Source organism: Sunxiuqinia sp., assembly GCF_055140945.1.
This window is the reverse complement of record NZ_JBSQYS010000007.1, coordinates 24,360-47,644: the sequence shown is the minus strand read 5'-3', so window position 1 is coordinate 47,644 and position 23,285 is coordinate 24,360. Positions and strand designations below refer to the sequence as shown.

Here is a 23,285-nt window from a genome sequence, read left to right as displayed (position 1 = left end):
CCAAATAAATCAATGCTAAAAATGTCAACTATCCGCGATTTGCACTAATCGGTATATCGGTTAGTTCTGAAATCTTGACAGGTCGTTGTTCCTCAATACTTTTTCGGGCTGCAATACCGATAAGAATTGACATCGCACCATCGCGAGTTCCAGCCGAGTGTTTATACGGATCGGCCATGTTTGGATCTTTAAAGATCTTATCTTGCAAGCGAACATCTCCTCCACCGTGTCCACCACGAATGCGGGGTACTTTCACCAAATCATATTCAGTTTCCCAGTTTTTCATCACCATTATTTCATCATAGGCTGAATTATTTTCCTCCGCATTTTGGTTCATTTCCTGAGCATGCAGTTGAGCTTGATTTACGCGCTCATCTGCACGCCAAGGAATACCTTCCCACGAATCGATACGGCCATCCATACCATTAAAAGCGATTCGCCAACCTTCGTAAGGAGAATAGGTTGTTAAGGAGTAACTTACCTGCACATCGTTGGCATATTTTATCTGAACAGCCATTTTATCGTAAATATCAACATCGTGGCGCCACAAGCAATTGTCGCGGATATAACCATCATATTTTTCATTTTTTACATACAAATCCACGTAACGATCATTTTCCATGATATCCCAATAAAACTTACATTTATCGGTATACGCACAAGAACGGCAGTTCGCACCGCGAAATTCGTTGTTGCTACCATAGTGCTCCAACTCGCCATAAGCAGTCACTTCCAATGGGTCTGAATCAATCCACCAATTGAGCAAATCGAAATGATGAGTGGATTTGTGTACCAGCAAGGTTCCTCCTTTGTCTCGTTCGCCGTGCCAACGACGGAAATAAGAAGCACCATGATAAGTATTTAAGTACCAGTGAAAATCGACCGAAGTAATTTTGCCAACTTCCTTTTTCGTCAACAATTCCTTCAGTTTTGAAAACTGATGTCCGTACCGATAATTAAACCCAACGATTACCTTTCTGCCGGTTTTGCGTTCCGCATCCAAAATTGATTGACATTTAACTTCATCAGTTGTCATGGGTTTCTCCGTGATTACATCGCAACCCATTTCCAGGGCTTTTACGATGTATTTATCGTGCGTAGAATCCATTGTGGTAACAATCACTATTTCAGGCTTAGTTTTGTTTACCATTTCTTCAAAATCAGTAAAAACAGGACAATCTACTCCCATATAATCCAGCGCAAATTGGAGCCTCCCGGGATTAATGTCACAAAGTCCAACAAACTCAGCCTCATTTGAGTAATTGTCCACGATATTTTTACCCCAGAAACTTGTTCCCCGAACTCCTGTTCCCACTAAAGCAAGTTTTGTTTTTGACGAGGCAGGCCGCGCCATTGATTGAACTGGATTGGTCAAAAGGGCTCCGGCAGTTAAAGTTCCGGCAGCTCCCAAAAAATGTCGTCGATTTAAATTTTTTGACTTCATCATAAGTAGTAAGATTTAATTTTATTGTGATTACTATCGTATTTGGTTACGAATTATTTAGGATTTCTATACTGAATATATCTGGTTCTTGTTATTTTTGAAAAAGATAACCTATAAAAGCAGTAAAGTCTACGTTAAAAAAGTGTTTTACAAAACTGAAAACTAACAACTTGACAAAATCAAAGAGCCATATCGATATTTACCTGAAAAAAATTATTGAAAGTCATGTTTTTTCAAAATCTCCGGTTAACAGAGAGCTCTTAAAATACTTGGTTCAGTCTTCATTCAAAGGTGAGAAACCGAAAGAATTCCAAATTGCAGCTGATGTATTTGGGAAAAAGTATAATCCTGAGAAGGAAATCAACGTAAGGGTTTATGTCCATAATTTGAGAAAGAAACTGAAAGAATATTACGAGCAAGAGGGTCAGGATGATGATTTGATTTTTGAATTGCCAAAGGGGCAATATACCATCGATTTTAAGCATTTACCGATTAAAGCCATGAAAAAAAATGTCAATCGCTTTACGCCGGTATTATTTCTTTTCAGTGTTTTCATTCTTGCCGGAGTGCTGCTTTTTCATGTTTTTTTTCCTTCGAAACCGGTGAAAATCGAATTTTGGAAACCGTTTTTTTCGACTGATTTTACAACCCGAATTGTGCTGGGTGATCATTATTTTTACCGAGGAACTGTTCCATCAGGACAGTTTGGAAGTATGCGGGACAGCAGAATTAATTCGGATGCTGAGTTTGACAATTTTGTGAAACAACATCCGGAGTTAATCGATCAGGTGGAAAAAAACGATATCACCTATGTTAATAATCAAGCCCCTATGGGTTTATTTAATCTTCTGCAACTAGTTGGCGGTAAGCATCAAAACATCGAAATGGATTTTTCGTCCCGGGTAAAACTGGAAGATTTTAGAGATGAAAATCTGATTTTCATTGGTTCCTTTAAAACACTTCAGGATCTTAAAAAAACAGTTGAAAAATTGGGTTTGATCTACAATATTGAAGAGTCTGTTTTAAACTATCAGGTTGCTGACTCAACATTCGCGTTTAACAATCGCTCGACTTCATATTTAAGTTACGAATATGCGACCGTTTCCTATTTCGAGCTTCCGGATGGACGATGTGTATTATTTTTTCTGTGCGACAGAGATATCGGGAATATGGCTCTTACCAAATATTTTACCGATGAAACTAAAATGAAAGCGTTCGAAACAAAAATTCAGTTCCTTGACAGCAAAAATTTCAAGGCTGTATTTGAAGTAAAAGGTGAAAATCGAACTGATTTTGATATCCACCTGATCAGGCTTGACGCTTTACCTGCAAATGTTTCAGAAATTTGGCCATAAAAAAGCCCGGGTATTTACCCAGGCTCAAGAATTTTTCTTTCACTAATGATTATCTTGTCATTGGAACTTCCAATAAAAGTAACTGGCTCTTCTTTTTGATACTGACACTGATTTTATCACCAACGTGGGTTAGCCCGGCTGCATCGCGCCTTGATAAGGTATAATCATCTACTTCCACCTTGCCCTCAATCACCATTAAAAACAGGCCATTGTCCGAATTATTCATGATGTAATCAATCGACTTCCCGGCTTCAAAATCGCCTCTGTATATCCGGGCATCCTGATGAATCCAGAGTGACTTATTTTCGCCATCAGGAGAAACAACCATCTGCCACTTATTGGCTACGTCGGCTTCATCAAAATAAGCCTGTCCATAACGAGGTTCAACATTTTCCTTCTTCGGAAACAGCCAGATTTGAAAAAAACTAACCGGTTTATCTTCCGAAGGATTAAATTCGGAGTGCGTAACTCCGGAACCAGCTGACATCACCTGCACCTCGCCCTTTTTAATAATGGAACCTGTTCCCATGCTATCTTTGTGTTCCAGCTCCCCATCAAGCACAATCGAAACAATTTCCATATTGTCGTGCGGATGAGTACCAAATCCCATTTTAGGCTCTACAAGGTCATCATTGAGTACCCGCAGTACACCAAAGTTTAACCTCGAAGGGCAATAGTAATTTGCAAAACTAAAGGTGTGTCTGCTTTTTAGCCAGCCATGATCGGCTGCTCCCCTACTGTCTGATCGATATAGAACAACATTCATTGTTCTCTCCTTTCTTACTTATTTGCTACTAATACATAATTTAAAGTGAAGTCGTCATAAATCATCTTATCACCCAAATTATCGAAGAATGATGATGATCCGTATTTCACATCATAATCTGATCGGTCAATTGTTATGGCACCTTCCACTTTTACATGGTCACCATCAGCTAAAGACTTTCCTTTAAACGAAACCGGTTTCGTAATTCCTTTGATTGTCAAGTCGCCAGTGAATGAGTATTCATCACCAGATTTTTCAACATCTGTTAAAACCAATTTTGCTATCGGAAATTTCTCTACTGAGAAGAAATCCTCCGACTTCAGGTGACCTTCCAGCTTTGCTTTATAATCTGCATCTTCAATATCTTCATTGATAATTGACTGCATATCAATAACTACAGTTCCACCTTTGATTGCTCCACCAGCTACTTCTAATGATCCTTCTTTAATATTAATTGAACCATTATGTTCGCCTGTAACTTTTTTACCGAACCAATCAACATTACTTGAACTGGTATCTATAACATAATTTCCGGCAATAACTGCGGAGCTAAAAATTAAAGCTATACCTAAAATCGTCCATTTTTTTAAATTCATTGTTTTCATGTCTATCTGTTTTTTGTTTGTAATTATTCATCTACAAAAATACAGAGCTTAACAGGCATAGAAAATGGACTAAAACTAAATTTTATGGTACTTTTTTCGACTAGTATCTCTAAAGTCCTTGATAGTAAACCCAGTATACTTTTTAAAGAAGCGGCTAAAATAGGATGGATCATCAAATCCGAGCGAATAAGCAATCTCCTTTCCATTTAAATCAGTACCAAATAATTTCTGCTTCGCTTCTTCAATAACTCGGTTACGAATCATTTCACCGGCAGTAATTCCTGTTGTCTTTTTGGCAATCTCATTCAAACAAGTTGGATTCATACTCAACATATCAGCATAAGATGAAACACTTTTTTCAGTTCTATAGTTATCCTCTATCAGCTTTTTAAATCGAATAATTGAAAAATTGTCGGTATCCTCCTCCTTAGTGTCCAGCGGATTATACTGGGTTTCGAATAGTCGGATAGATTTCAATAAAAACAAATGTAGCAGGTTTAAAACGACATCCTGGCTATAATCGTCCGTTCGCTGAAATTCTTCAAGCATAAGGTTTATAAGATTCGAAAGCTTTTCTTTATCCGAGCTTTCTTCAATCTTTACAATGCTTTTAAACTCGGGATTATTAAATAAATCATATTCCTTCAGCGGAGTATAGTCTTTTCGATTATAACGCACGAACTCCTCATTAAAAAGAATGGAATAGCCACCTGCCATTTGATCTAAAACCAAGCGATGTTTTAATCCCGGAGGAACAAAAAGGATGGAGTCCTTTTCGAGCACATACTCAACAAAATCGGTGGCATGAACCGCCTGACCATCTTGAATCCAAATGATCGAATAAAAATCATGAAGATGAGGTAATTGGTTTTCCTGCCGCTCCTCGTCTCCAAGCTCACAGATTTTCATGATCGTGAAAATCCGATCTTCGCTGTCATCAAAAAGGTTATTACTCGTCATTCAACCACACGTATTTCGCTACTCATATTCATTGCTTTTTTGTAAACAGCACTTACACCGCAGTATTTTTCCTCTGACAGGTCTACTGCTTTCTGCAGTTTTTCCAAGGGTAAATCTTTCCCCTTAAACTCGTAAACTACCTTGATTTCCTGATACCTTTTGGGGTGATCATCAGTCACATCTCCTTCAACAACAACGCGAAAACTTTCAGGAACAACTTTCATCTTCTTCAAAATTGAAATGACATCAATTCCGGAGCAACCTGCTAAAGCTGTTAGCATCAGCTTTTTTGGTCGTGGTCCTAAATCATCACCTCCGCTCTCTTTTCCAGCGTCAATCGTTACTTGGTGTCCATCCATATCCGTTTCAAAGGCCATATTTCCTTTCCAGGCCAGATCAATAAAATGTTTCATAAAAATGTAATTTTAAACAATTATAGATACAAATTGTGTTATTATCAACACTAGATTAAAACATGAAACTATCTAAATAAATAGTTTTACAAATATAAATGTTCATTGTATATTTAAATTTAATTTAGGATTTATTAATCAATTCATTATAAATTAAGGTTCATGAGAAGTTCAATTAACCGACCAACTGAAGAAGAGTGTGAACTTTCAGGATTTCAGTTGTTTAAAAAGCTTACAGAACAAGAATTTGCTCAACTTAATTATGATAAAACTTGCTCTTTGTATAAAAAAGGAAGTATTATTTATAGAGAAGGTAGCCGATTAACTGGTTTTTATTGCGTTACAAAGGGCATTATAAAGATATTCAAAACAGGCATTGACGGGAAAGAGCAAATCATTCGCTTTGCAAAAAGGGGGGAAATTATTGCCTATCGATCTTTACTAAGTGAAGAAGCGGCCTGTACAACTGCTAAAGTGATTGACGAAGCCGTATTGTGCCATATTCCTTATCAAACCTTACAGTTTCTGATTAAAAGTAACTGGCAATTTTCACATCATATGCTGCAAATCGTATGTAAGGAATTACGCGAAGCAAACGATTATATCACTGATATAGCCCAAAAAACTGTACGCGAGCGTTTGGCTGAAGTATTGTTATTATTGAAAGAAAGTTTTGATTTGGACAATACCAATACCTTACAGATTTCGCTTACGCGCGAAGAACTGGCCAATATTGTGGGTACGGCTACTGAAAGTGTGATTCGTTTGCTTTCGGAATTTAAACACGACAACTTAATTGATTTACAAGGTAGAAAGATAAAACTATTGGATATTAAGGCGTTAACTCGGGTAGCTGGTTTATAATACTGGCCTTAAAATTCTTCTCACCGTCATATTTCGACCCGGATTTAGAAGCTGGCATTTATTTGCTTATCCAATCTTCCGGGTTCATTTTTTGGTTTTCCTGCCAAACCTGAAATTTGAGTATCGTTTTGTCGCCATCGGCCGAATCGGAGTAAATTGTTCCAACTTTTTGCCTGGTTTTAACCTGCTGACCAGCTTTTACAACCACTTCTTTCAGGTTAGAATAAACGCTTAAAAAACTTCCGTGGCGAATAATGACCGCCATATTACCACCTGAAATAGCAAATACCTTGCTTACAATGCCATTAAACACAGCGAGCGCATCGGAACCGGGAGTTGTGCTTATTTCGATTCCATTGCTCTTCACCTGAACATTCTTTAGCACCGCATGGGTATGCACCCCAAAATGTTCGGTGATTATTCCCCGTTCAACCGGCCAGGGAATACGTCCTTTGTTTTCTTGAAAATTAGCTGCCAATAGCTTTTGATCAGGTGTCATCTCAAACTGGCCTTTTTCGCGGGCTTTACGAGCTTCTTCTTCTATTAAGCGTTCTATTTCTCGGTTTAACTCCTCTTGCTCCTTTTGTTGTTCACGAAGCTTTTTCCGGAGCTGCCGTTGCTGTCTTTGGAGATCCTGAACCTGCTGATTTTGCTGATTTTTTTCACTCAGTAGCTGATCTGTTTCGGTCTGCTGGCTAGTCAACAATTCCGCTTTTTGTCGTTTTTGTGTTTTAAGCTTTGCGACTTTCTCTTCCACAATTTGCTGCAGGGCCTCAATAACTTCAACCTGTGATTTCCGGTATCTGGCGTATTGTTTCAAATAAAGCATGCGCTTGTATGCCTGGTTTAAATTCTCTGCTGATAACAGAAAGATAAGCATGTCGTAGCTGTTTTTATTCTTCTGAGCAAACCGGATCATCGCAGCATACTCTTTTTTCAAATCTTTCAAATCAGTTTGAAGCATCTCTGATACTTCCGAATTTTCAGCAATGTAATTATTAAGCGCATCAATCTCAGAGCCAATCGCCCGAATCAGTTGATTTCGATTTTCAATCTGAGAATTGAGCAATTTCAACTTATTCAAGCTTACTTTTTCATTTTTTTGGGCTTCCTGAAGCAGTGAAGACGTATATTTTATCACCTGCTCAGTATTTGCCTTTTTAGTGCGCAAATCGGTAAGCGACTGTCCGATCGAGCCCAATCCATTAAGAAGGAGTAACAAGCTTAAAAAAACACCTTTCATAGGCTTATAGCGTTTTTTGTAGTTGTGATGTCGTCCGCCATTTAATCTTCCGGTATTTACTGATGATTATTTCCCCAGTTCAAATTGAATCCAAAAAATCAAGGCCGCTTTACCCGATCGTATCTGTCGGGAATATTAAAATTAAATGACTGGTCTTTATCGGTCGAGAATTTACTGAGTTTAATCTTGATCGACAACTCTTTTTTGGGACTTGCAAAATAAATATCGATATCGCCGGGATATAATTGCCGATTTACCTTTTCAAACTCAGAAAAATCTACGGTTACCTTTCGATTGTTAGATTGATCATCCAACTCAATCTTTTGAATTTTAAACGTTTTCGGATCAACAAATAATCGTTGGATTACAAAATCATCTTCATCCAACTTTTTAAGATATCGATCTATTTTATCTTCCTTTCCTTTACGGAGAATCTTGTTGAGCTTCCGGTTTTTTAACGATTGTAAGACATATCTACCCGAATCGATGTACGAAACAAAATCCTTAAAATCATTATCCCGTTCGCTATCACGATACGAAAATGCTTCGTTACTGATAATCGATTGTATCATTTCAAAATCCAGGTCAGCATTCACAAAATCACTTAAATAATCGTAATCCTCTCTCAAATAACTCTTATCCAAATAGTTGACCATCTTAACACTATCGGGAGTCAAATACAGACGTGCGATCGGAACATTGATTTTACTCAAGGTGAGCAGCATTCGTTTGTCCTTTTCCGACTTCAGATTTGCCCTGAATGAGGTTTTATCATTTGGCCCCTCATATTGGCAGGCTATTCGTTTAATAGCCATCATATCATAGTCAAAGGAATTATCTTCAATCTTTTTTATTAGCCGATTGGTACTGATTGGCTTTACTTTTTCAATGGTTACCAGCTTAGTTGTTTTACAAGATGTAAAAGCAAAAACCAGTAAAACGATGATTGTTGTGTATTGCTTTAAGGGTTGTGTTTTCAAGGGACTAAACTTTCAATAAATCGTGATTCTTCAATTTTTTGTTCCAGAACGTCTGTTCCTTCTCCAAATGATTTGGCCTTTTTCCATTGCTCCATTGCCCTGTCTTTCTCCCCCAGTTTAAACAAAATATCGCCATAATGCTCCAATAAAACCGGGTTTTCACCTCCGCCATTATTTATTGCTGATTCGATATAAAATTTGGCTAATTGGTAATCTTTTCGCTTAAATAACACCCACGCATAAGTATCGAGAAAAGTAGGATTTTCAGGATTTTCTTGTACAACCCGTCCACTCATTCGCTCCGCTTTTTCAAGTTGTTCTCCTCGTTCTGAAAGATAATAAGCGTAATTATTGATCGCCATGTAGTTATCGGGATCCATTTTCAGCACTTTATCGAACGCTTCAAATGCATCTTCAACATAATTGAGGTTGTAACTGGCTTCTGCTCGATAAAGCTCAAATTGCACTTTGAGCGATTGATTATCCAACACGTAAATCTGGCCTTCATCCAAAACCTGCAACGCTTCTTCATACTTTTTCAATTGCAGCGAGGCCACCGCGTTTAAAGCATACAAAACAGCTTGATTTGGAAACAATTCGATCGCTTGTTTGCTTTCATTATACAGGCTTTCAAAGTCCATCAAATCGTTATCCATAAACAGCAGTTGTTGCCAGATCACGAAATTGTCTTTGTCGGTTTCAAGGTATTGCCTTAGGTAGCTTCGAGATTCATCAATTTTGCCTTGTCTCATTAGGTGCTCGGCATAAATGGTATACAGTCGGTTATCATCCGGGTGTGTTTTTTGTAAAATATCCAGCAACTCCTCAATTTGTTCATTGCTCCAATCCGAGCTATCTGCATCATTTGTTTGCAGCATGTAATACTGCATTTTTGTTTCAGCATCCAGCTCTTCACTGGCAAAGGCTTTTTTGATATGATTAAAGGCCTCTTCTTTACTATTTTGTTCGATGTAATAACTAGCCAACGAAAAATGAACGAAGCCATTTTCCGGATCCATTTCCAATATTTTATTGAAATATTTGAGGGCATTTGTCGAATCGCCTTGTTGCTGATACAATTCCGCCAGCAAGCCATAATATTGCGTATCTTCCGGATCGGATTGAATGAGTTTATTAATCTCTTCAAACGCTTTATCCGGTTTTTCCCACGCGACATAAAGTTGCTGTTTAGCTACCGATATCTGTTCATTTAAACCTGTTTCCTTCTCCAACTTATCGTAGGCCGCAATTGCTTCAGCATAGTTCTCAGCCATTGCTAACAATACTGCTTTGGAGTATAAATATTCCAGGTTATCAGGTTCCTTATTACTCAGCTCCGTATAAAGTTTAGCCGCTTCACTAAATTGCTGACGCTGACGATAAATTTCGGCCAGCAACAATTTGTACCACTTGTTTTTCGAATTTAAGCTGATCGCCTTTTCGAGCAGGAGCGAAGCACTCGTTAAGTCTTTATTGGCAAAATGAATATTGGCCATTTCGTACATGGCCACATCTGAATTTGGGTCTATTTCGAGGCAGCGTGAAAAAATAGAAACAGCATTTTGAATATTCCCAAGCTTTTTCTGCTTTAAGCCTTCAATAAATAAATATTCAAATTCATTTTGCTGATCTTCCGATAGTGTGTCTTCTTCTTTCTTCTCTTCAACGGTTTCTGCCTTTGCGCTGCTAACCACTTGTTTTTGAGTAGTAGAACAAGAAACCAAAACGATGCCCGACAACAAAAAATATGTCAGTTTTTTTAATGTCATTTCAATCTTTAATTTTTTCCTGTATGCCCAAAACCTCCTGCTCCACGTTCTGTTTCCTCCAACAGTTCAACAGGTTTCCAGGCTACAGTTTCGTGTTTTGCAATCACCATTTGGCAAATGCGCTCTCCATGATTAATTACAAATTCTTCGTTTGACAAATTAACCAGAATGATCTTAATTTCGCCACGATAATCAGCATCAATTGTTCCGGGAGTATTTAAAACGGTAACCCCTTTTTTAATTGCCAAACCACTACGGGGTCTGATTTGCGCTTCGTGTCCAACCGGCAACTCAATAAACAAACCAGTAGGAACCAGCGTGCGTTCCAGCGGTTTTAAAACGATTGGTTCATCTAAATTTGCTCTCAAATCCATACCTGCTGACAATGCTGTGCTGTATGCCGGCAATTCATTTTTTGATTGATTAACTATTTTTACTTCCATAAGTTGCTTTTTTACAATCTGCAAAGATAGCTAAATATCGTAAGCTACATTGAGACTTTCCGCCATTAACAAATTTTAAACCTATTCGATAAAGAACAGTTCTTCCATTATTCGGTCCGAAATAAACAGCCCTTCGGTTGACAAGGTATAACTGCCATTATCCAAACGAAGATGTTTACTATCCAGGTATTTTTCCGCTTCATTTTTAAAATACTCAACAAATTTTTCTCCAAAGTTCTCTTCCAGGTAGATACTTGAAATGCCCCATTTGGTTCGAAGCGAAGTAATCATGTAGTCGTTGTACTGATCTTGCTCCGAAAGTACTTCCTGTTCGAAAAAATCGCTATTCGTTTCAATTGCTTGAAGATATTTTTTTAAACTCGACACATTCCATCGCCGTGTTTGATGATCGTATGAATGAGCTGATGGCCCAAAACCCAGGTATTTTTTTCGTTCCCAGTAGGCTTTGTTGTGCTTTGAGTACAGCTGATTACGCGCAAAATTTGATATTTCGTATTGCTCGAAACCAGCTTGTTGTAGTCGGTTTAATAACAGTTTAAATTGTTGAAGACTCAACTCGTCAGGTAACTCTTTAATTTTGCCCGTTTTCAGGTAATCATAGAAAACCGTTCCTTCATGATAAGTGAGGTGATAAGCCGAGATATGCTGCACATTCAATAAAAGTGCCTTTTCAATATTGTCCGTCCAATCTTCAAGTGTTTGATTGGGTAAGCCGTAAATTAAATCGATGCTGATATTGGTAATTCCAGCTTCTTGAGCTGCTCGAATGGATGTTAACGCTTGCTGACTGTTGTGTCTTCGATTCATGCTTTTCAGGTCATGATCATTAAATGACTGTGTGCCAATACTTAATCGATTGACTGATGTTTCTTTTACTCCGTTTAAAAACGCTGGAGTTAGGTCATCGGGATTGGCTTCTAAGGTAATCTCTACGTCAGTTGATAGCTTATAAAGCTGATCAATTAAAGCTAAAATTTCATTAATCTCAGCAATTTTCAAAACTGATGGGGTTCCTCCTCCAAAATATATGCTGCCTATTTCTTCGTGTTCAAGCTCACTTTTACGCCATTCTATTTCCTGTTTCAGTGCGGATAAAAAATCAACTTTCGCTCCAAAATCAGTTGTTTTGTAAAAATCACAATAATGACACTTGGTCTTGCAAAATGGAATATGAATGTAAATTCCGGCCATAAAGCAGTCTTTCCTTTTCTTTCTCCGACGGCCTGCCGGAAGTTTGGCTTACATTTTAATGAGATCTTCGTGACCAGCCATATCATCAATAATCCTTTCAAGCGTTGTTTCGCTATAAAAAATTGACAGCTTTTCACGAACCTCTGAAAAACTCTTGTGAACCGGGCAAGGTTGACCTTGCTCATGATGTGTGGAGCATGGCTCCATACTGATTAAACAGTTTTTGAAAAAGTCCTCTCCATCAATGATGCTCACAATTTCATACAATGAAATATCACTTTTTTCTTTTCCCAAACCAAAACCACCGTTTGGACCTTTGGTAGAAACCAACACTTTCTGTTTGACGAGATTTTGCAGAATTTTTCCTAAAAAGGGAGTCGGAATACTTAAATCATTTGAAATCTTTTTAATTCCAATTTTAGTTCCTTCACCATCACTAAATTTTCCGAGATAGATTAATGCCCGGATCGCATATTTACAAGTATTAGACAGCATAATATTATCGTTTGTTTTTCCATTGTTGACTAAAAGACTCTCTGGCAAATGTTGGCAGAGATTTTTTATCCCCCATTGCATCTTTGTTTAAGTTGCCAAGTTTATTTTTCGTAGTTCCGTTTACCAGATCTAATCGTTTCCGCTTCATAAAAGCATATTCAAAAGCCTTCATGCCAATATTCCAGGATAGGGGGGAGTCGCCATTTTTTACTGCATCGCGCCGGTTGTATAGCAACATGTTGTGAAGTGGTATTTTTACCGGGCAAACTTCGGTACATTTACCACAAACCGAGCAAGCTGAACTTAAATGATTATACTCGGAAAAACCTTTTAAAAAGGGCGTAATGATTGAGCCGATCGGACCACTATAAGTAGCGTCATAAGTGTATCCACCAACATTTCGATAGATTGGGCAGGCATTTAAACATGCTCCACAACGAATACATTTCAACGCTTCAAACTGGTCATCTTGCTGGTACAATTCCGTTCGTTTATTATCCAGCAAAATCACATACATTTTTTCTGGTCCATCTTGCTCTTCCTGCCTTCTTGGTCCTGACACAATCGAATTATACACGGTTATCTGCTGACCAGTACCATGTGCTGCCAACAAAGGCCACATCAATCCTAAATCCGTCATACTCGGCACCACTTTTTCAATCCCGGCAATTACAATATGAATTTTTGGAAATGAAAAGGTCATCATTGCATTTCCTTCATTCTCGGTTAATGCAATTGCTCCTTTATCGGCAATTAAAAAATTGGCTCCTGTAACACCAATATCGGCTTTTGTAAACTTATTTCGAAGCAAACCACGCACAAAACCAGTTAAATATTCGGGAGTGCTTTTTTCGGGAGTGTCAAACTTTTCATGAAAAAGATCAGCGATATCTTCTTTCGACTTGTGCATGGCCGGAGTTACAATGTGATAAGGTTTTTCGCCGGCAATTTGCACAATGTATTCGCCCAAATCCGTTTCCAACGACTCCACACCAACAGCTTCAACATGCTCATTTAAATCAATTTCCTCGGTGGTCATCGATTTACTTTTCACCAATAACTTCGCTTCATTATCTTTCAAAATTTGCTGAACCGACAGAATGGCTTCGTTGGCATCTTCAGCCCAAATCACTTCTGTTCCGTTGGCCTGACTATTTTTTTCAAATTCAATTAAATAATCAGCTAAATTATTGATGACCTTTGACTTAATATATGATGCCCGCTCTTTGGCAAGATCTAAGTTGCTGTATCGCTTTTTACCACGATCAACGGCAGCATCATATTTCGACATATTAAATTTAATTGTCGCCCGATGTCGCTTATCGAAAGCAATATTTTCAGAATCTTTTATGAAATGTCCTTTTTCCTTTGACATACTTAGCTTAGTGGCATTTTATTAATTCGTCGTAAATGTCGTCCGCCTTCAAAATCAGTTGAAAGAAAAGTTTTAACAATCATAATCGCTTCGTCGTCAGTGACAAAACGAGCTGGTAAAGCACACACATTAGCATTGTTATGAAGCCGCGCCAACGCTGCAATTTCAGGTTTCCAACAAATGGCCGACCGAATATCCTGATGCTTATTGGCTGTCATGTTTATGCCATTTCCACTTCCACAAAGCGAAATTCCAAGATCAAACTCCTTATTTTCAATAGCTTCTGCCATGGGATGTGCCCAATCCGGATAGTCAGAACTTTCAGCCGAAAAAGCACCAAAATCCTGACAAATTACCCCTTGTTCTTTCAGAAAATTCAACACCACCTGTTTTCTTTCATAGCCAGCATGGTCTGACGATAACGCAATCTTTAATTTATTCATTTTCACTAAAAATAATCAAAAATAATACTTAAAAGTATTTATTTGGAATTCTTATTTAAGAAACTTTAAAATTTCTTTTTTTTCGATGCTAAAAATCAAACCTACAAAACTAAGCATGAGTCCTGTATGAACCGCATACATTGCAAAGGACGTAGAAATATTTAATATTTTGGCAGCCGAATAAATAGCTAATGCAACAAAAAAATAAAGTCCAATTCGTTTGAGCGGGTAGTTGACCGGAAAATACCTTTGCCCAAAAAAGTAGGAAAGCCCAGTCATTACAACAAAACAAATTAACACGGCCCAAGCCGAAGCCACATAACCATATTGAGGTATAAAAACGAAATTTAAAACAAGCGTTATTACTGCACCAACACCAGCAAAATAGGCTCCAAAGCGTGTTTTATCAGTTAACTTATACCACAACGACAGGGTATAGTAAATTCCCAAAAATAAATTCGCCATCAAAACAATGGGAACAACATTTAAGCCTGAATGATACTCCTTGTCAATGATTAATTTTACCACATCAATGTACAAACAGATACCCAGAAAAATCAGTAATCCAAAAATTACAAAGTACTTCATTACAATGGCATAACCCCGCTTATTATCTTCGGATTTCACCTGCGAAAAAAAGAATGGTTCAAAAGCATATCTAAATGCCTGGATGAACATATTCATCAATACTGCCATTTTGTAGTTGGCACCATAAATTCCGAGTTGCGACATGGGATCTTGTTCTGCGGGTAGTAGCTTCGGAAGCAAAATTTTATCGATATTCTGATTGATCATTCCCGCAACACCAACAATTAAAATAGGGAAAGAGTACCAAATCATTTCCTTCAGCAACTTAGCATCAAGCCGAAGTTTAATCCACATTTCAGGTATTAGCAATACGAAGTTTATTGCTGAAGCTATCAGGTTGGAAATAATAACATATCCAACACCAATTTCAGGAGAATAAACTAGGTTTACCCAACTAGCTGGATTGCTTTCTAATAAATTGGGACAAATACTTAAAAAGAAGATATTAAAGAAGACATTGAAGAAAATATTAATCAGCTTCAACGAGGCAAACTTAATTGCTTTCGATTCAATTCGAAGTTTGGCAAACGGGATGGATGTAAAGGCATCCAAGGCCAAAATAATGGCAATCCACTGAATGTATTCGGGATGGTTTTGATAATCCATCCACTGCGCAATCGTATCAGAAAAGGTTAGAACAACCAATAAAAAAGATGCTGAAGTAAGGAAAAGCGAAACCAATGTATTGGAATAAACTTGCTCTTTGTTCTTTTTATCGGAAGCATATCGGAAAAAACCTGTTTCCATTCCGTAAGTTAAAATAACCAGCAAAAAAGCCATGTATGCATACAAATTGGTAACAATACCAAATTGATCGGTCAGGAAAACATGCGAATAATAAGGAACCAGCCACCAATTGATAAAGCGGCCAACAATACTGCTCATTCCGTAAATAGCAGTTTCTCCGGCAAGTTTTTTAAATGAATTCAAATCGAACAAATTTTTTCAAAGATAGAGATTCATAAATGTTTTTTTTCATTCAAAAAGATTTTGTTTGATCTGAGTTCTTTCAAACTTTATGTATTTTTAAAAACTCAAAATAAGGTCACGGACCTATTTGATATTCTCGGTTTCGCTTCTATCACAAATTGTTAAAGACTCGAAATATGACATTAAATTATTCGCACTACTTAAAGCTCACATAAAATGAAGTTGAAATTTTTTCTTTTAACACTAATAACGACACTTTTTATCGGTTGTACTTCGTGCTCCAATACACCAAAAAGGTCGCGAAAACCTGTAGCTAAAATTACCATTCAACCCAGAGCCAATAAGCATGTTTATGGTGACTCTATTACAATTTCAATCAGTATTAAAAACAAAGATGGCGAGCTGAAAGATTCAAAGCTTTATATTGACAATGAACTGATTACAACCAGTAAACAACTGGATTTTTCATATTCAATTACTGAGCTGAATGAGCTTGGGAAACATAACATCAAAGTATTGGCTACCAAAACCGATGGAGTAGAAGGTGTTACCTTTAAAACCTTTGAAGTGGTTTCCGATATTGTTCCTGAAAATTACGGTTACGAAGTAGTAAAAACTTATCCTCATAACATCGAACATTTTACACAGGGACTCGAAATTCACGACAACAAATTTTACGAGAGTACAGGGGAAAATGGAAAATCAGGTATTTTTCAGTTTGACTTAAAAACTGGAAATGTGTTAAAATCATTTCACATGGAAGATCAATACTTCGGTGAAGGAATTACCATTTTAAAAGATAAAATTTACCAGCTCACCTATAAAGCTCAAAAAGGATTCGTTTACGATTTAAATTCTTTTGCGCGTGTCGATTCCTTTATTTACAACACTTCGGAAGGTTGGGGATTAACCCATGATAATACCTATTTGATTAAAACAGATGGCTCAGAATTTCTTCATTTTATGGATCCGGAAACATTTGAAGTTGTAAAAAAAATTCAGGTTTTCGATAACAAAGGACCTGTGAAATATTTAAATGAATTGGAGTTTCATAACGGAGAGCTTTACGCCAATATTTGGACAACTAACAAAGCGGTAAAAATCGATCCTAAAACAGGTAAAGTACTGGCTAATATCAATTTTGAAGGTTTATTATCAGTCCTTGTTAATTCAGATGTTGATGTATTGAACGGCATAGCCATTCATCCTGATAATGGAAAAATGTATATTACCGGCAAGCTTTGGCCAAAGCTTTTCGAAGTTAAACTTGTTAAAAAAGACTAGGCGAATCGCTATTTCCGTAATTGACTTTTCCTAGATGCTTGTAGGCACGTTCAGTTACTTCACGTCCACGAGGTGTTCGTTTGATGAATCCTTCCTTAATTAAAAAAGGTTCGTAAACCTCCTCAATCGTTCCCGAATCTTCGCCCACAGCTGTCGATATCGTGGAAATACCAACCGGTCCACCTTTAAATTTATCGATAATAGTTGTCAAAATTCTATTATCCATTTCATCCAATCCATGCTTATCGATATTTAAAGCTTCGAGCGAGAAACGTGTAATTTCCAAATCAATTTTACCATTGCCTTTCACCTGAGCAAAATCTCGCACACGACGAAGCAAAGCATTGACGATACGGGGAGTACCACGACTTCTGCCCGCTATTTCTAGCGCAGCTTTTTCATTGATTTCTACATTCAATATTTTGGCCGATCGTTTTACAATCCCCGTTAAAATACTCAAATCGTAATATTCAAAATGCGAGTTAATTCCAAAGCGTGCTCGTAGCGGACTTGTCAATAATCCGGATCGGGTAGTAGCTCCAATAAGCGTAAATGGGTTTAACTCCAATTGAATTGAACGTGCACTAGGGCCTTTATCAATGAGTATATCAATTTTGTAGTCCTCCATAGCCGAATACAAATATTCTTCAACAATGGGGCTTAAACGGTGTATTTCGTCGATAAACAGCACATCACTCTCCTCCAAATTAGTCAAAAGCCCGGCCAAATCACCTGGTTTATCTAAAACTGGTCCCGAAGTTAGCTTTAAACCTACTCCTAATTCATTGGAAATAATATTCGATAAAGTCGTTTTTCCTAATCCGGGTGGTCCGTGTAGTAAAACATGATCCAAAGCTTCACCACGCATTTTTGCGGCTTGTACAAAAACCTTCAGATTTTCTACAATTTTCTTCTGACCTTTAAAATCATCAAAAGTCAATGGACGCAAACGCTTATCCAAATCAAAATCTTTCTCTGGAAAAGATTCGTCGTGAAGATCAATGGGATCGGACATAAAACTACGATTTTCTAAACGAACAAATATAGCTTTATTTCATGAAGAGTAGGAAGATCAAGCTTATTTTACAATTTCGAGTTCCTGAAAAATTTGATTTAGCTTTTCAATGTCAAACGGTTTCGCCATAAAATCATCCATACCATAGGAAATACATTTTTCACGATCATTGTCCATGGTATTCGCTGTAAGTGCAATAATTGGTGTTCGCGTGTCTGCCTTCATCTCATTTTCCAGTTCCCTTATTTTGACCGTGGCTTCTAATCCATCCATTACTGGCATCATAATATCCATCAAAACAACGTCGTACTTGCCTTCTCTGAATTTATCAATAGCTTCCAATCCATTATTCGCGATTGTAACATCGTGTTTGTATTTTTTCAAACTAAAAGTTACAATCCTCTGATTAAGCACATTATCCTCTACAAGCAATATTGAAAGTTTCTCCTCCATCAAATATTTATTTAAGCTCTGTAAAGTTAATCCTTAAATTAGACAAAAGGAAACCCGTTTTTTCTGAAGAATTGGTTAACCATTCTATTAATATTAAATATTTAAAGTTTAAAAAGAAGATGATTATAATAATAGGCTGTTGATTACATGTATAATTTTTGAGGCGAATGCTTGTTTCATATCGAAAGCGATTGTTGTTGTAGAGTTATCCACCATCTTTACACATAAATTAGCTTTGATAATCAAATTTATACAGATTTAATTAACAATCGTTAATAGCAGTTTATATTGAATTCTTATTCGGTTAACATGGACTTAAACTTGTTCATAATTTGAGGATCGAATCTCAAAAAGAAATCTTGTATGGGAGGTAAAAAATGATAAGCGAAATTAGATTCCTGATTTAAAAATATAATTTTGCTTTTTTGTTTGTTATCAATTAACAAGAACTGAAAAGTAATTAACAATCTTTGGTAAATTTAACAGACTTAATATTAACGCTTTAATATTTATGACCGAAAGCTACAAACAGCTTGTTGATAAGCTCAATTCTTACATCAAAAAGTATAACTTTTATCAATTTTTAAAAGGATTAATTTACTTTATAATATTGATAATCAGTTACTATACCGTTATTTCAGTGGTGGAGTATTTTAGCTATTTGTCGTCAGCAGTACGCACATTCATCTTCTTTTTTACTTGTTTGTTGTTGGTGGGAATCGCCGTTTTATTTTTTATCATCCCTTTATTTCGGTTGATTGGCTTACTAAAAGGAATTAGTCATAAGCAAGCTTCAGTATATATTTCACAGTATTTTCCGGAAATACAAGACCGGTTACTAAATATTATAGAGCTGGAAGAAATAGGAGAGGAGACCGATCAAAAATTGGTTTGGGCGAGTATTGATGAAAAAATAGGGAAAATTAATTCAGTCCGTTTTTCTGATGCTATTTCTTATAAAGGGGTCAGAAAAATTATTGCAGTGTTTGTTTCAACATTGACAATCGCTTTTTTATTAGCAAGTGTATTTCCGGGATTATATATTGAAACCTCAGAGCGTTTAATTGCCTATAATCGAGAATTTGTAAAACCATCACCTTTTGATTTTGAAGTACTTAACGATAGTCTTCAGGTTAAAAAGGGAGATCGGTTAACCATTAAGGTGGAGTGCAAAGGGAGGGAGTTGCCTGAAGTGATGTACGTGAATATAGCAGGTTCTAATTTTATGATGAGTAAGAATGAACAAGTGTTTTCTTATGAGTTCGAACACGTCAACAATAGTTTTCCAATTTATTTTACTGATTTAAATTTTCGGTCTGGCGACTATTCAATAGAAGTGTTGCCTGCTCCTTTGATTTCAAATTATACCGTTCAGATTGAACCACCGGCATATACCGGGTATGAAGTAACCGAAGAAAATATGCTGGGGGATTTGGAGGTGCCTTATGGTTCAACTATAACTTGGAAGTTTAATACCGCTGATACTGATTCCTTATTTTTTACGGTGAATGGTGAATCTCACAAAGCACAGTTGGTTGGTCAGAATTATGAGTTTGAATACCAGGTTCGGGATAAGGCAAATTACTCGATATCGCTTAAAAACGAGTATTTTAATTATCAGGATTTGCTGAGCTTTTCAATAGAGGTGATCCCTGATTTATATCCCGAAATTAAAGTCGTTCAATTAAGAGATTCAACTGATTTTACTCGTTTCTATTTTAAAGGAAATATTGGCGATGATTATGGCTTTCATGCGTTGAATTATCATTTGGTGATTCATGAAAATGACAGCATTATTGAGCTACCAATTGTAAAAAATTTAAGCAAACAAGATTTTTATTATACATACGATTTTAGTGATTTAGCTCAACAGGCCGATCACGTAGATTATTATTTTTCGGTTTCGGACAACGATTACTTTCATAATTACAAAGAAACCAGTTCTGAAATTTTTCAATTTGTTTTCCCTTCTGAGAATGAATTGGACAAGATGGATGATCAAAATTTTGAGGACATGGAAAGCCTAATGGAAGAGAGCTTTAAGTTGAGTAATGAAATTCAGCAGTCAATTCAGGAATTGAAGTTTAAAAGCTTGAGCGAGAAATCTTCCAATTGGGAAAAGCAGCAATTAGTATCCGAAATTTTAAATAAGAAAAAGCGATTGGAAGATGTTTTGAATCAGGTTCAGCAAAAGAATAAAGAGATGAATAATATGAAAAATTCATTCTCGGATGAGAAAGCTGAAATGGTTGAAAAGCAAAAGCAAATTGAAGAATTACTGGAAGATGTTTTCAACGATGAGCTAAAAGAACTATTTGAAGAATTTAATAAGTTAGCTGAGGAGTTTGACCAATCGAAGTTTGATGAGCTTTCTAATAAATCAGAGATGTCGATGGATGATCTTTCGAAGCAGTTGGAAAGAAACTTGCAGATGCTGAAGCGCATGAAGGTTGAGCAGAAAGTTGAAGATGTGATAGAAACATTAACAGAGCTGGGGCAAAAGGAAAAGGAAAATGCTCAGCAATTGGACGAGCAACGGAATTTTGAAGAAACCTTGTCAAAAGAGAATGATAACCAAGAACAGTTAGAGCGGATTAGTGAAGATTTAGAGAAGGCGCTCGAGCTGAATGAAACATTGGATAAGCCGATGAATTTACACTCGATGGACCGGGAGTTTGACGATATTAATACGAACTATGATGAAATAGGAGAGAACTTGGATCGTAAGCGAAAAAGCAAAGCTGTGGAGGAAATAAAAAATAATTCACAAAGTTTTGAGAGTGCTTCCTTTATGCTTAATCAGATGTTGGCGGTGAATCAGCAGAAACAAAGTATGGAGAATATACGCGATCTTCAACAAATTCTCGATAACCTGATCTATTTATCTTTACATCAGGAGCAATTACATGACGAAATTCGTGTGATTGATGAAAGCGATCCGCGTCTCTCAACGGTAAGAATAGAACAAGATCGGTTGATTGGTCAGAGCAAGGTGGTTAAAGATTCTTTGTATGCATTAGCTGCGCGAACACCTGAAATAAGTAGTGTTGTAAGCAAGGAATTGGTGAGCCTGGAACTGGCCATGAGTAAGGCTGTAGACGAGCTCGAAGAAAGTCGGTTGAGCACCGCTCTCCGAAATCAGCAAATGGCAATTACAGCAGCTAACAATATGGCGTTGTTCTTAAACGAGGCACTTGAGAATCTTCAAAAGCAAATGGCTAATTCAATGCCCGGAGATCAACAGTGTGATAAACCAGGTTCCGGGAAAGGGGAAAATTTAAATATGCTCAAGCAATCGCAACAAAACTTGAAACAGCAATTGCAGCAAATGATTGAGCAAATGAAAAGTGGTCAGTCGGGAAATATGAGCAAGGAAATGGGACAAACCTTAGCTCAGCAGGAGATGATGCAGCAAATGATTCGCGATTTGATGATGAACTCTGATGTAGGGAGCGCAGCCAAAGAACAGTTAAAGCAAATTAACCAGTTATTAGAGATGAATAATATTGATTTGGCGAACAAAAATATTACGACTTCAATGATCAACAGGCAGAATATGATTTTAAATAAGTTGTTGAAAGCTGAAAAAGCTGAAATGGAGAGAGATGTAGATGATGAAAGGGAGTCGAAGACAGTTGATGAGAGTTTTTATAGTAACCCAATTGAATTTTTTGAGTATAAAAAACAGGATAAGGAGTTTATTGATGATATTCAGCGTAATAATTTTCAGTTGCGGATTTTTTACGACAAAAAGTATAAGGACTATCTAAACAAACTAATCGAGGAAAATTGAAGCGAGCGCATAGTATACCATCTCATTTAACCTATTTGTATGATGTGGAGACTTTTCTGCAAACTTTCATTAAAGAAGCAGGTCTGTCTGATATACAATATGGTTCGATCGTTTTGAGTGTTTGCGAATCAGTGAATAATGCCATTACTCACGGAAATCGGCATGATATTAATAAAAAAGTTGATATTAGGTTAGAGTGTTGCGAACAGGAATTGAAGATTGAAATAGAAGACCAGGGAGATGGGTTTGACGTAGATAGTATTCAGGATCCGACAGAAGTGAAAAATTTAAAAAATGAACGGGGACGGGGAATCTTCATTATTCGTAATTTAGCCGACGAAGTTAGATTCGAGAATAATGGATCGTTAGTGAAAATTAAATTTAAACTGAGCAGTGAGCATCAACTTTTACTTTGAGGATGTTGAAGAGTTTCAACTAGACTTACCAAAATCCGGGGATTGGATTAAAAATACCATTTTAAATGAAGGAAAACAAAGCGGAGAAATCAGCTTTGTGTTTTGTAGTGATGACTATTTATTGGACATTAATCGTCAGTACCTGGATCACGATTATTATACGGATATCATTACCTTCGATTACGTGGAAGGCAATTTGATATCCGGCGATGTTTTTATCAGTATAGATCGCGTTAAAGAGAACGCCGATGTTTTTAAGGTCAGCTTTGAAAATGAGCTAAACAGAATCATCATTCACGGTGTTTTACACTTACTTGGATATAAAGACAAAGATTCAAAGCAAAAAGAGGTAATGACCGGTAAAGAGGATTATTATCTTCAGAAGTTTTAGTCTTTTCATATTCAAGCTTTTCTATTAATTTTGCCGTCTAAATTTTTT

At 36.9% G+C, this 23,285-nt stretch carries 22 protein-coding genes; 6 read left to right on the top strand and 16 right to left on the bottom strand.

Going from position 1 to position 23,285, the window contains the following annotated elements; all coding sequences use genetic code 11:
* Positions 1 to 28: 28 nt before the first annotated feature.
* Positions 29 to 1,447 carry a Gfo/Idh/MocA family protein gene (locus tag ACTB00_RS04445; RefSeq protein ID WP_463298738.1) on the bottom strand — a complete coding sequence of 473 codons (1,419 nt, stop codon included), beginning with the start codon at positions 1,445 to 1,447 and terminating at the stop codon, positions 29 to 31.
* A gap of 167 nt (positions 1,448 to 1,614) precedes the next feature.
* Between ACTB00_RS04445 and ACTB00_RS04440 the strand changes: the two genes are divergently transcribed.
* Positions 1,615 to 2,799 carry a hypothetical protein gene (locus tag ACTB00_RS04440; protein WP_463298737.1) on the top strand — a complete coding sequence of 395 codons (1,185 nt, stop codon included), beginning with the start codon at positions 1,615 to 1,617 and terminating at the stop codon, positions 2,797 to 2,799.
* A 49-nt stretch (positions 2,800 to 2,848) separates the two neighbouring features.
* On the opposite strand, the gene ACTB00_RS04435 is transcribed toward ACTB00_RS04440, so the two are convergent.
* The 4 genes from ACTB00_RS04435 to ACTB00_RS04420 form a co-directional block, all read right to left on the bottom strand.
* The gene (locus ACTB00_RS04435) at positions 2,849 to 3,565 is read right to left on the bottom strand and encodes a pirin family protein (RefSeq protein ID WP_463298736.1); all 717 of its coding nucleotides are present in this window, start codon (positions 3,563 to 3,565) and stop codon (positions 2,849 to 2,851) included.
* A gap of 14 nt (positions 3,566 to 3,579) precedes the next feature.
* Complete coding sequence (locus tag ACTB00_RS04430; protein WP_463298735.1) at positions 3,580 to 4,170, bottom strand: YceI family protein; 591 nt, start codon at positions 4,168 to 4,170, stop codon at positions 3,580 to 3,582.
* A 75-nt stretch (positions 4,171 to 4,245) separates the two neighbouring features.
* Positions 4,246 to 5,130, bottom strand: coding sequence for a helix-turn-helix domain-containing protein (locus tag ACTB00_RS04425; protein WP_463298734.1), 885 nt, complete (start codon positions 5,128 to 5,130; stop codon positions 4,246 to 4,248).
* The gene (locus tag ACTB00_RS04420) at positions 5,127 to 5,543 is read right to left on the bottom strand and encodes an OsmC family protein (RefSeq protein WP_463298733.1); all 417 of its coding nucleotides are present in this window, start codon (positions 5,541 to 5,543) and stop codon (positions 5,127 to 5,129) included. The genes ACTB00_RS04425 and ACTB00_RS04420 overlap by 4 nt, the downstream gene beginning before the upstream one ends.
* A 162-nt stretch (positions 5,544 to 5,705) precedes the next feature.
* On the opposite strand from ACTB00_RS04420, the gene ACTB00_RS04415 reads away from it, so the two are divergent.
* A complete protein-coding gene (locus ACTB00_RS04415) occupies positions 5,706 to 6,407 on the top strand; it encodes a Crp/Fnr family transcriptional regulator (protein ID WP_321286637.1) in 702 nt (233 codons plus the stop codon).
* Positions 6,408 to 6,465: 58 nt separating this feature from the next.
* Here ACTB00_RS04415 and ACTB00_RS04410 read toward each other — a convergent pair whose 3' ends face one another.
* The 9 genes from ACTB00_RS04410 to ACTB00_RS04370 form a co-directional block, all read right to left on the bottom strand.
* Positions 6,466 to 7,650, bottom strand: coding sequence for a murein hydrolase activator EnvC family protein (locus ACTB00_RS04410; RefSeq protein ID WP_463298732.1), 1,185 nt, complete (start codon positions 7,648 to 7,650; stop codon positions 6,466 to 6,468).
* 98 nt (positions 7,651 to 7,748) lie between these two features.
* Entirely contained in the window at positions 7,749 to 8,630 is an 882-nt protein-coding gene (gene lolB1 / locus ACTB00_RS04405; RefSeq protein WP_463298731.1) for a lipoprotein insertase outer membrane protein LolB1, read from the bottom strand.
* A complete protein-coding gene (locus tag ACTB00_RS04400) occupies positions 8,627 to 10,399 on the bottom strand; it encodes a tetratricopeptide repeat protein (RefSeq protein WP_463298730.1) in 1,773 nt (590 codons plus the stop codon). The genes lolB1 and ACTB00_RS04400 overlap by 4 nt, the downstream gene beginning before the upstream one ends.
* Positions 10,400 to 10,407: 8 nt before the next feature.
* Positions 10,408 to 10,842: a dUTP diphosphatase gene (gene dut, locus ACTB00_RS04395; protein ID WP_159521251.1), complete on the bottom strand. Its 435-nt coding sequence runs from the start codon at positions 10,840 to 10,842 to the stop codon at positions 10,408 to 10,410.
* Between the two features lie 81 nt (positions 10,843 to 10,923).
* Positions 10,924 to 12,054: a radical SAM family heme chaperone HemW gene (gene hemW, locus ACTB00_RS04390; RefSeq protein WP_463298729.1), complete on the bottom strand. Its 1,131-nt coding sequence runs from the start codon at positions 12,052 to 12,054 to the stop codon at positions 10,924 to 10,926.
* A 48-nt stretch (positions 12,055 to 12,102) separates the two neighbouring features.
* Entirely contained in the window at positions 12,103 to 12,549 is a 447-nt protein-coding gene (locus ACTB00_RS04385; RefSeq protein ID WP_463298728.1) for an RrF2 family transcriptional regulator, read from the bottom strand.
* A 4-nt stretch (positions 12,550 to 12,553) separates the two neighbouring features.
* A complete protein-coding gene (locus ACTB00_RS04380) occupies positions 12,554 to 13,924 on the bottom strand; it encodes a lactate utilization protein B (RefSeq protein WP_463298727.1) in 1,371 nt (456 codons plus the stop codon).
* Between the two features lie 2 nt (positions 13,925 to 13,926).
* Positions 13,927 to 14,367 (bottom strand): ribose 5-phosphate isomerase B, encoded by a 441-nt coding sequence (gene rpiB, locus ACTB00_RS04375; protein WP_463298726.1) that lies wholly within the window; start codon positions 14,365 to 14,367, stop codon positions 13,927 to 13,929.
* A gap of 51 nt (positions 14,368 to 14,418) precedes the next feature.
* Positions 14,419 to 15,885, bottom strand: a complete 1,467-nt coding sequence (locus ACTB00_RS04370) for a lipopolysaccharide biosynthesis protein (RefSeq protein ID WP_463298725.1) — start codon at positions 15,883 to 15,885, stop codon at positions 14,419 to 14,421.
* 216 nt (positions 15,886 to 16,101) lie between these two features.
* Between ACTB00_RS04370 and ACTB00_RS04365 the strand changes: the two genes are divergently transcribed.
* A complete protein-coding gene (locus ACTB00_RS04365; RefSeq protein ID WP_463298724.1) occupies positions 16,102 to 17,169 on the top strand; it encodes a glutaminyl-peptide cyclotransferase in 1,068 nt (355 codons plus the stop codon).
* Here ACTB00_RS04365 and ruvB read toward each other — a convergent pair.
* The gene (ruvB, locus tag ACTB00_RS04360) at positions 17,156 to 18,184 is read right to left on the bottom strand and encodes a Holliday junction branch migration DNA helicase RuvB (RefSeq protein ID WP_159521237.1); all 1,029 of its coding nucleotides are present in this window, start codon (positions 18,182 to 18,184) and stop codon (positions 17,156 to 17,158) included. The genes ACTB00_RS04365 and ruvB overlap by 14 nt on opposite strands.
* A gap of 63 nt (positions 18,185 to 18,247) precedes the next feature.
* On the bottom strand, positions 18,248 to 18,637 hold the full coding sequence (locus ACTB00_RS04355; protein WP_463298723.1) for a response regulator: 390 nt from the start codon (positions 18,635 to 18,637) through the stop codon (positions 18,248 to 18,250).
* A 511-nt stretch (positions 18,638 to 19,148) separates the two neighbouring features.
* Between ACTB00_RS04355 and ACTB00_RS04350 the strand changes: the two genes are divergently transcribed.
* From ACTB00_RS04350 to ybeY, 3 genes are read left to right on the top strand one after another with little or no spacing between them, the layout of a single operon-like run.
* On the top strand, positions 19,149 to 22,430 hold the full coding sequence (locus ACTB00_RS04350) for a DUF4175 family protein (protein WP_463298722.1): 3,282 nt from the start codon (positions 19,149 to 19,151) through the stop codon (positions 22,428 to 22,430).
* Positions 22,427 to 22,846 carry an ATP-binding protein gene (locus tag ACTB00_RS04345; RefSeq protein WP_463298721.1) on the top strand — a complete coding sequence of 140 codons (420 nt, stop codon included), beginning with the start codon at positions 22,427 to 22,429 and terminating at the stop codon, positions 22,844 to 22,846. Before ACTB00_RS04350 ends, ACTB00_RS04345 begins: the two co-directional genes overlap by 4 nt.
* Positions 22,824 to 23,237 carry an rRNA maturation RNase YbeY gene (gene ybeY, locus ACTB00_RS04340; protein ID WP_463298720.1) on the top strand — a complete coding sequence of 138 codons (414 nt, stop codon included), beginning with the start codon at positions 22,824 to 22,826 and terminating at the stop codon, positions 23,235 to 23,237. Before ACTB00_RS04345 ends, ybeY begins: the two co-directional genes overlap by 23 nt.
* Positions 23,238 to 23,285 lie beyond the last annotated feature (48 nt).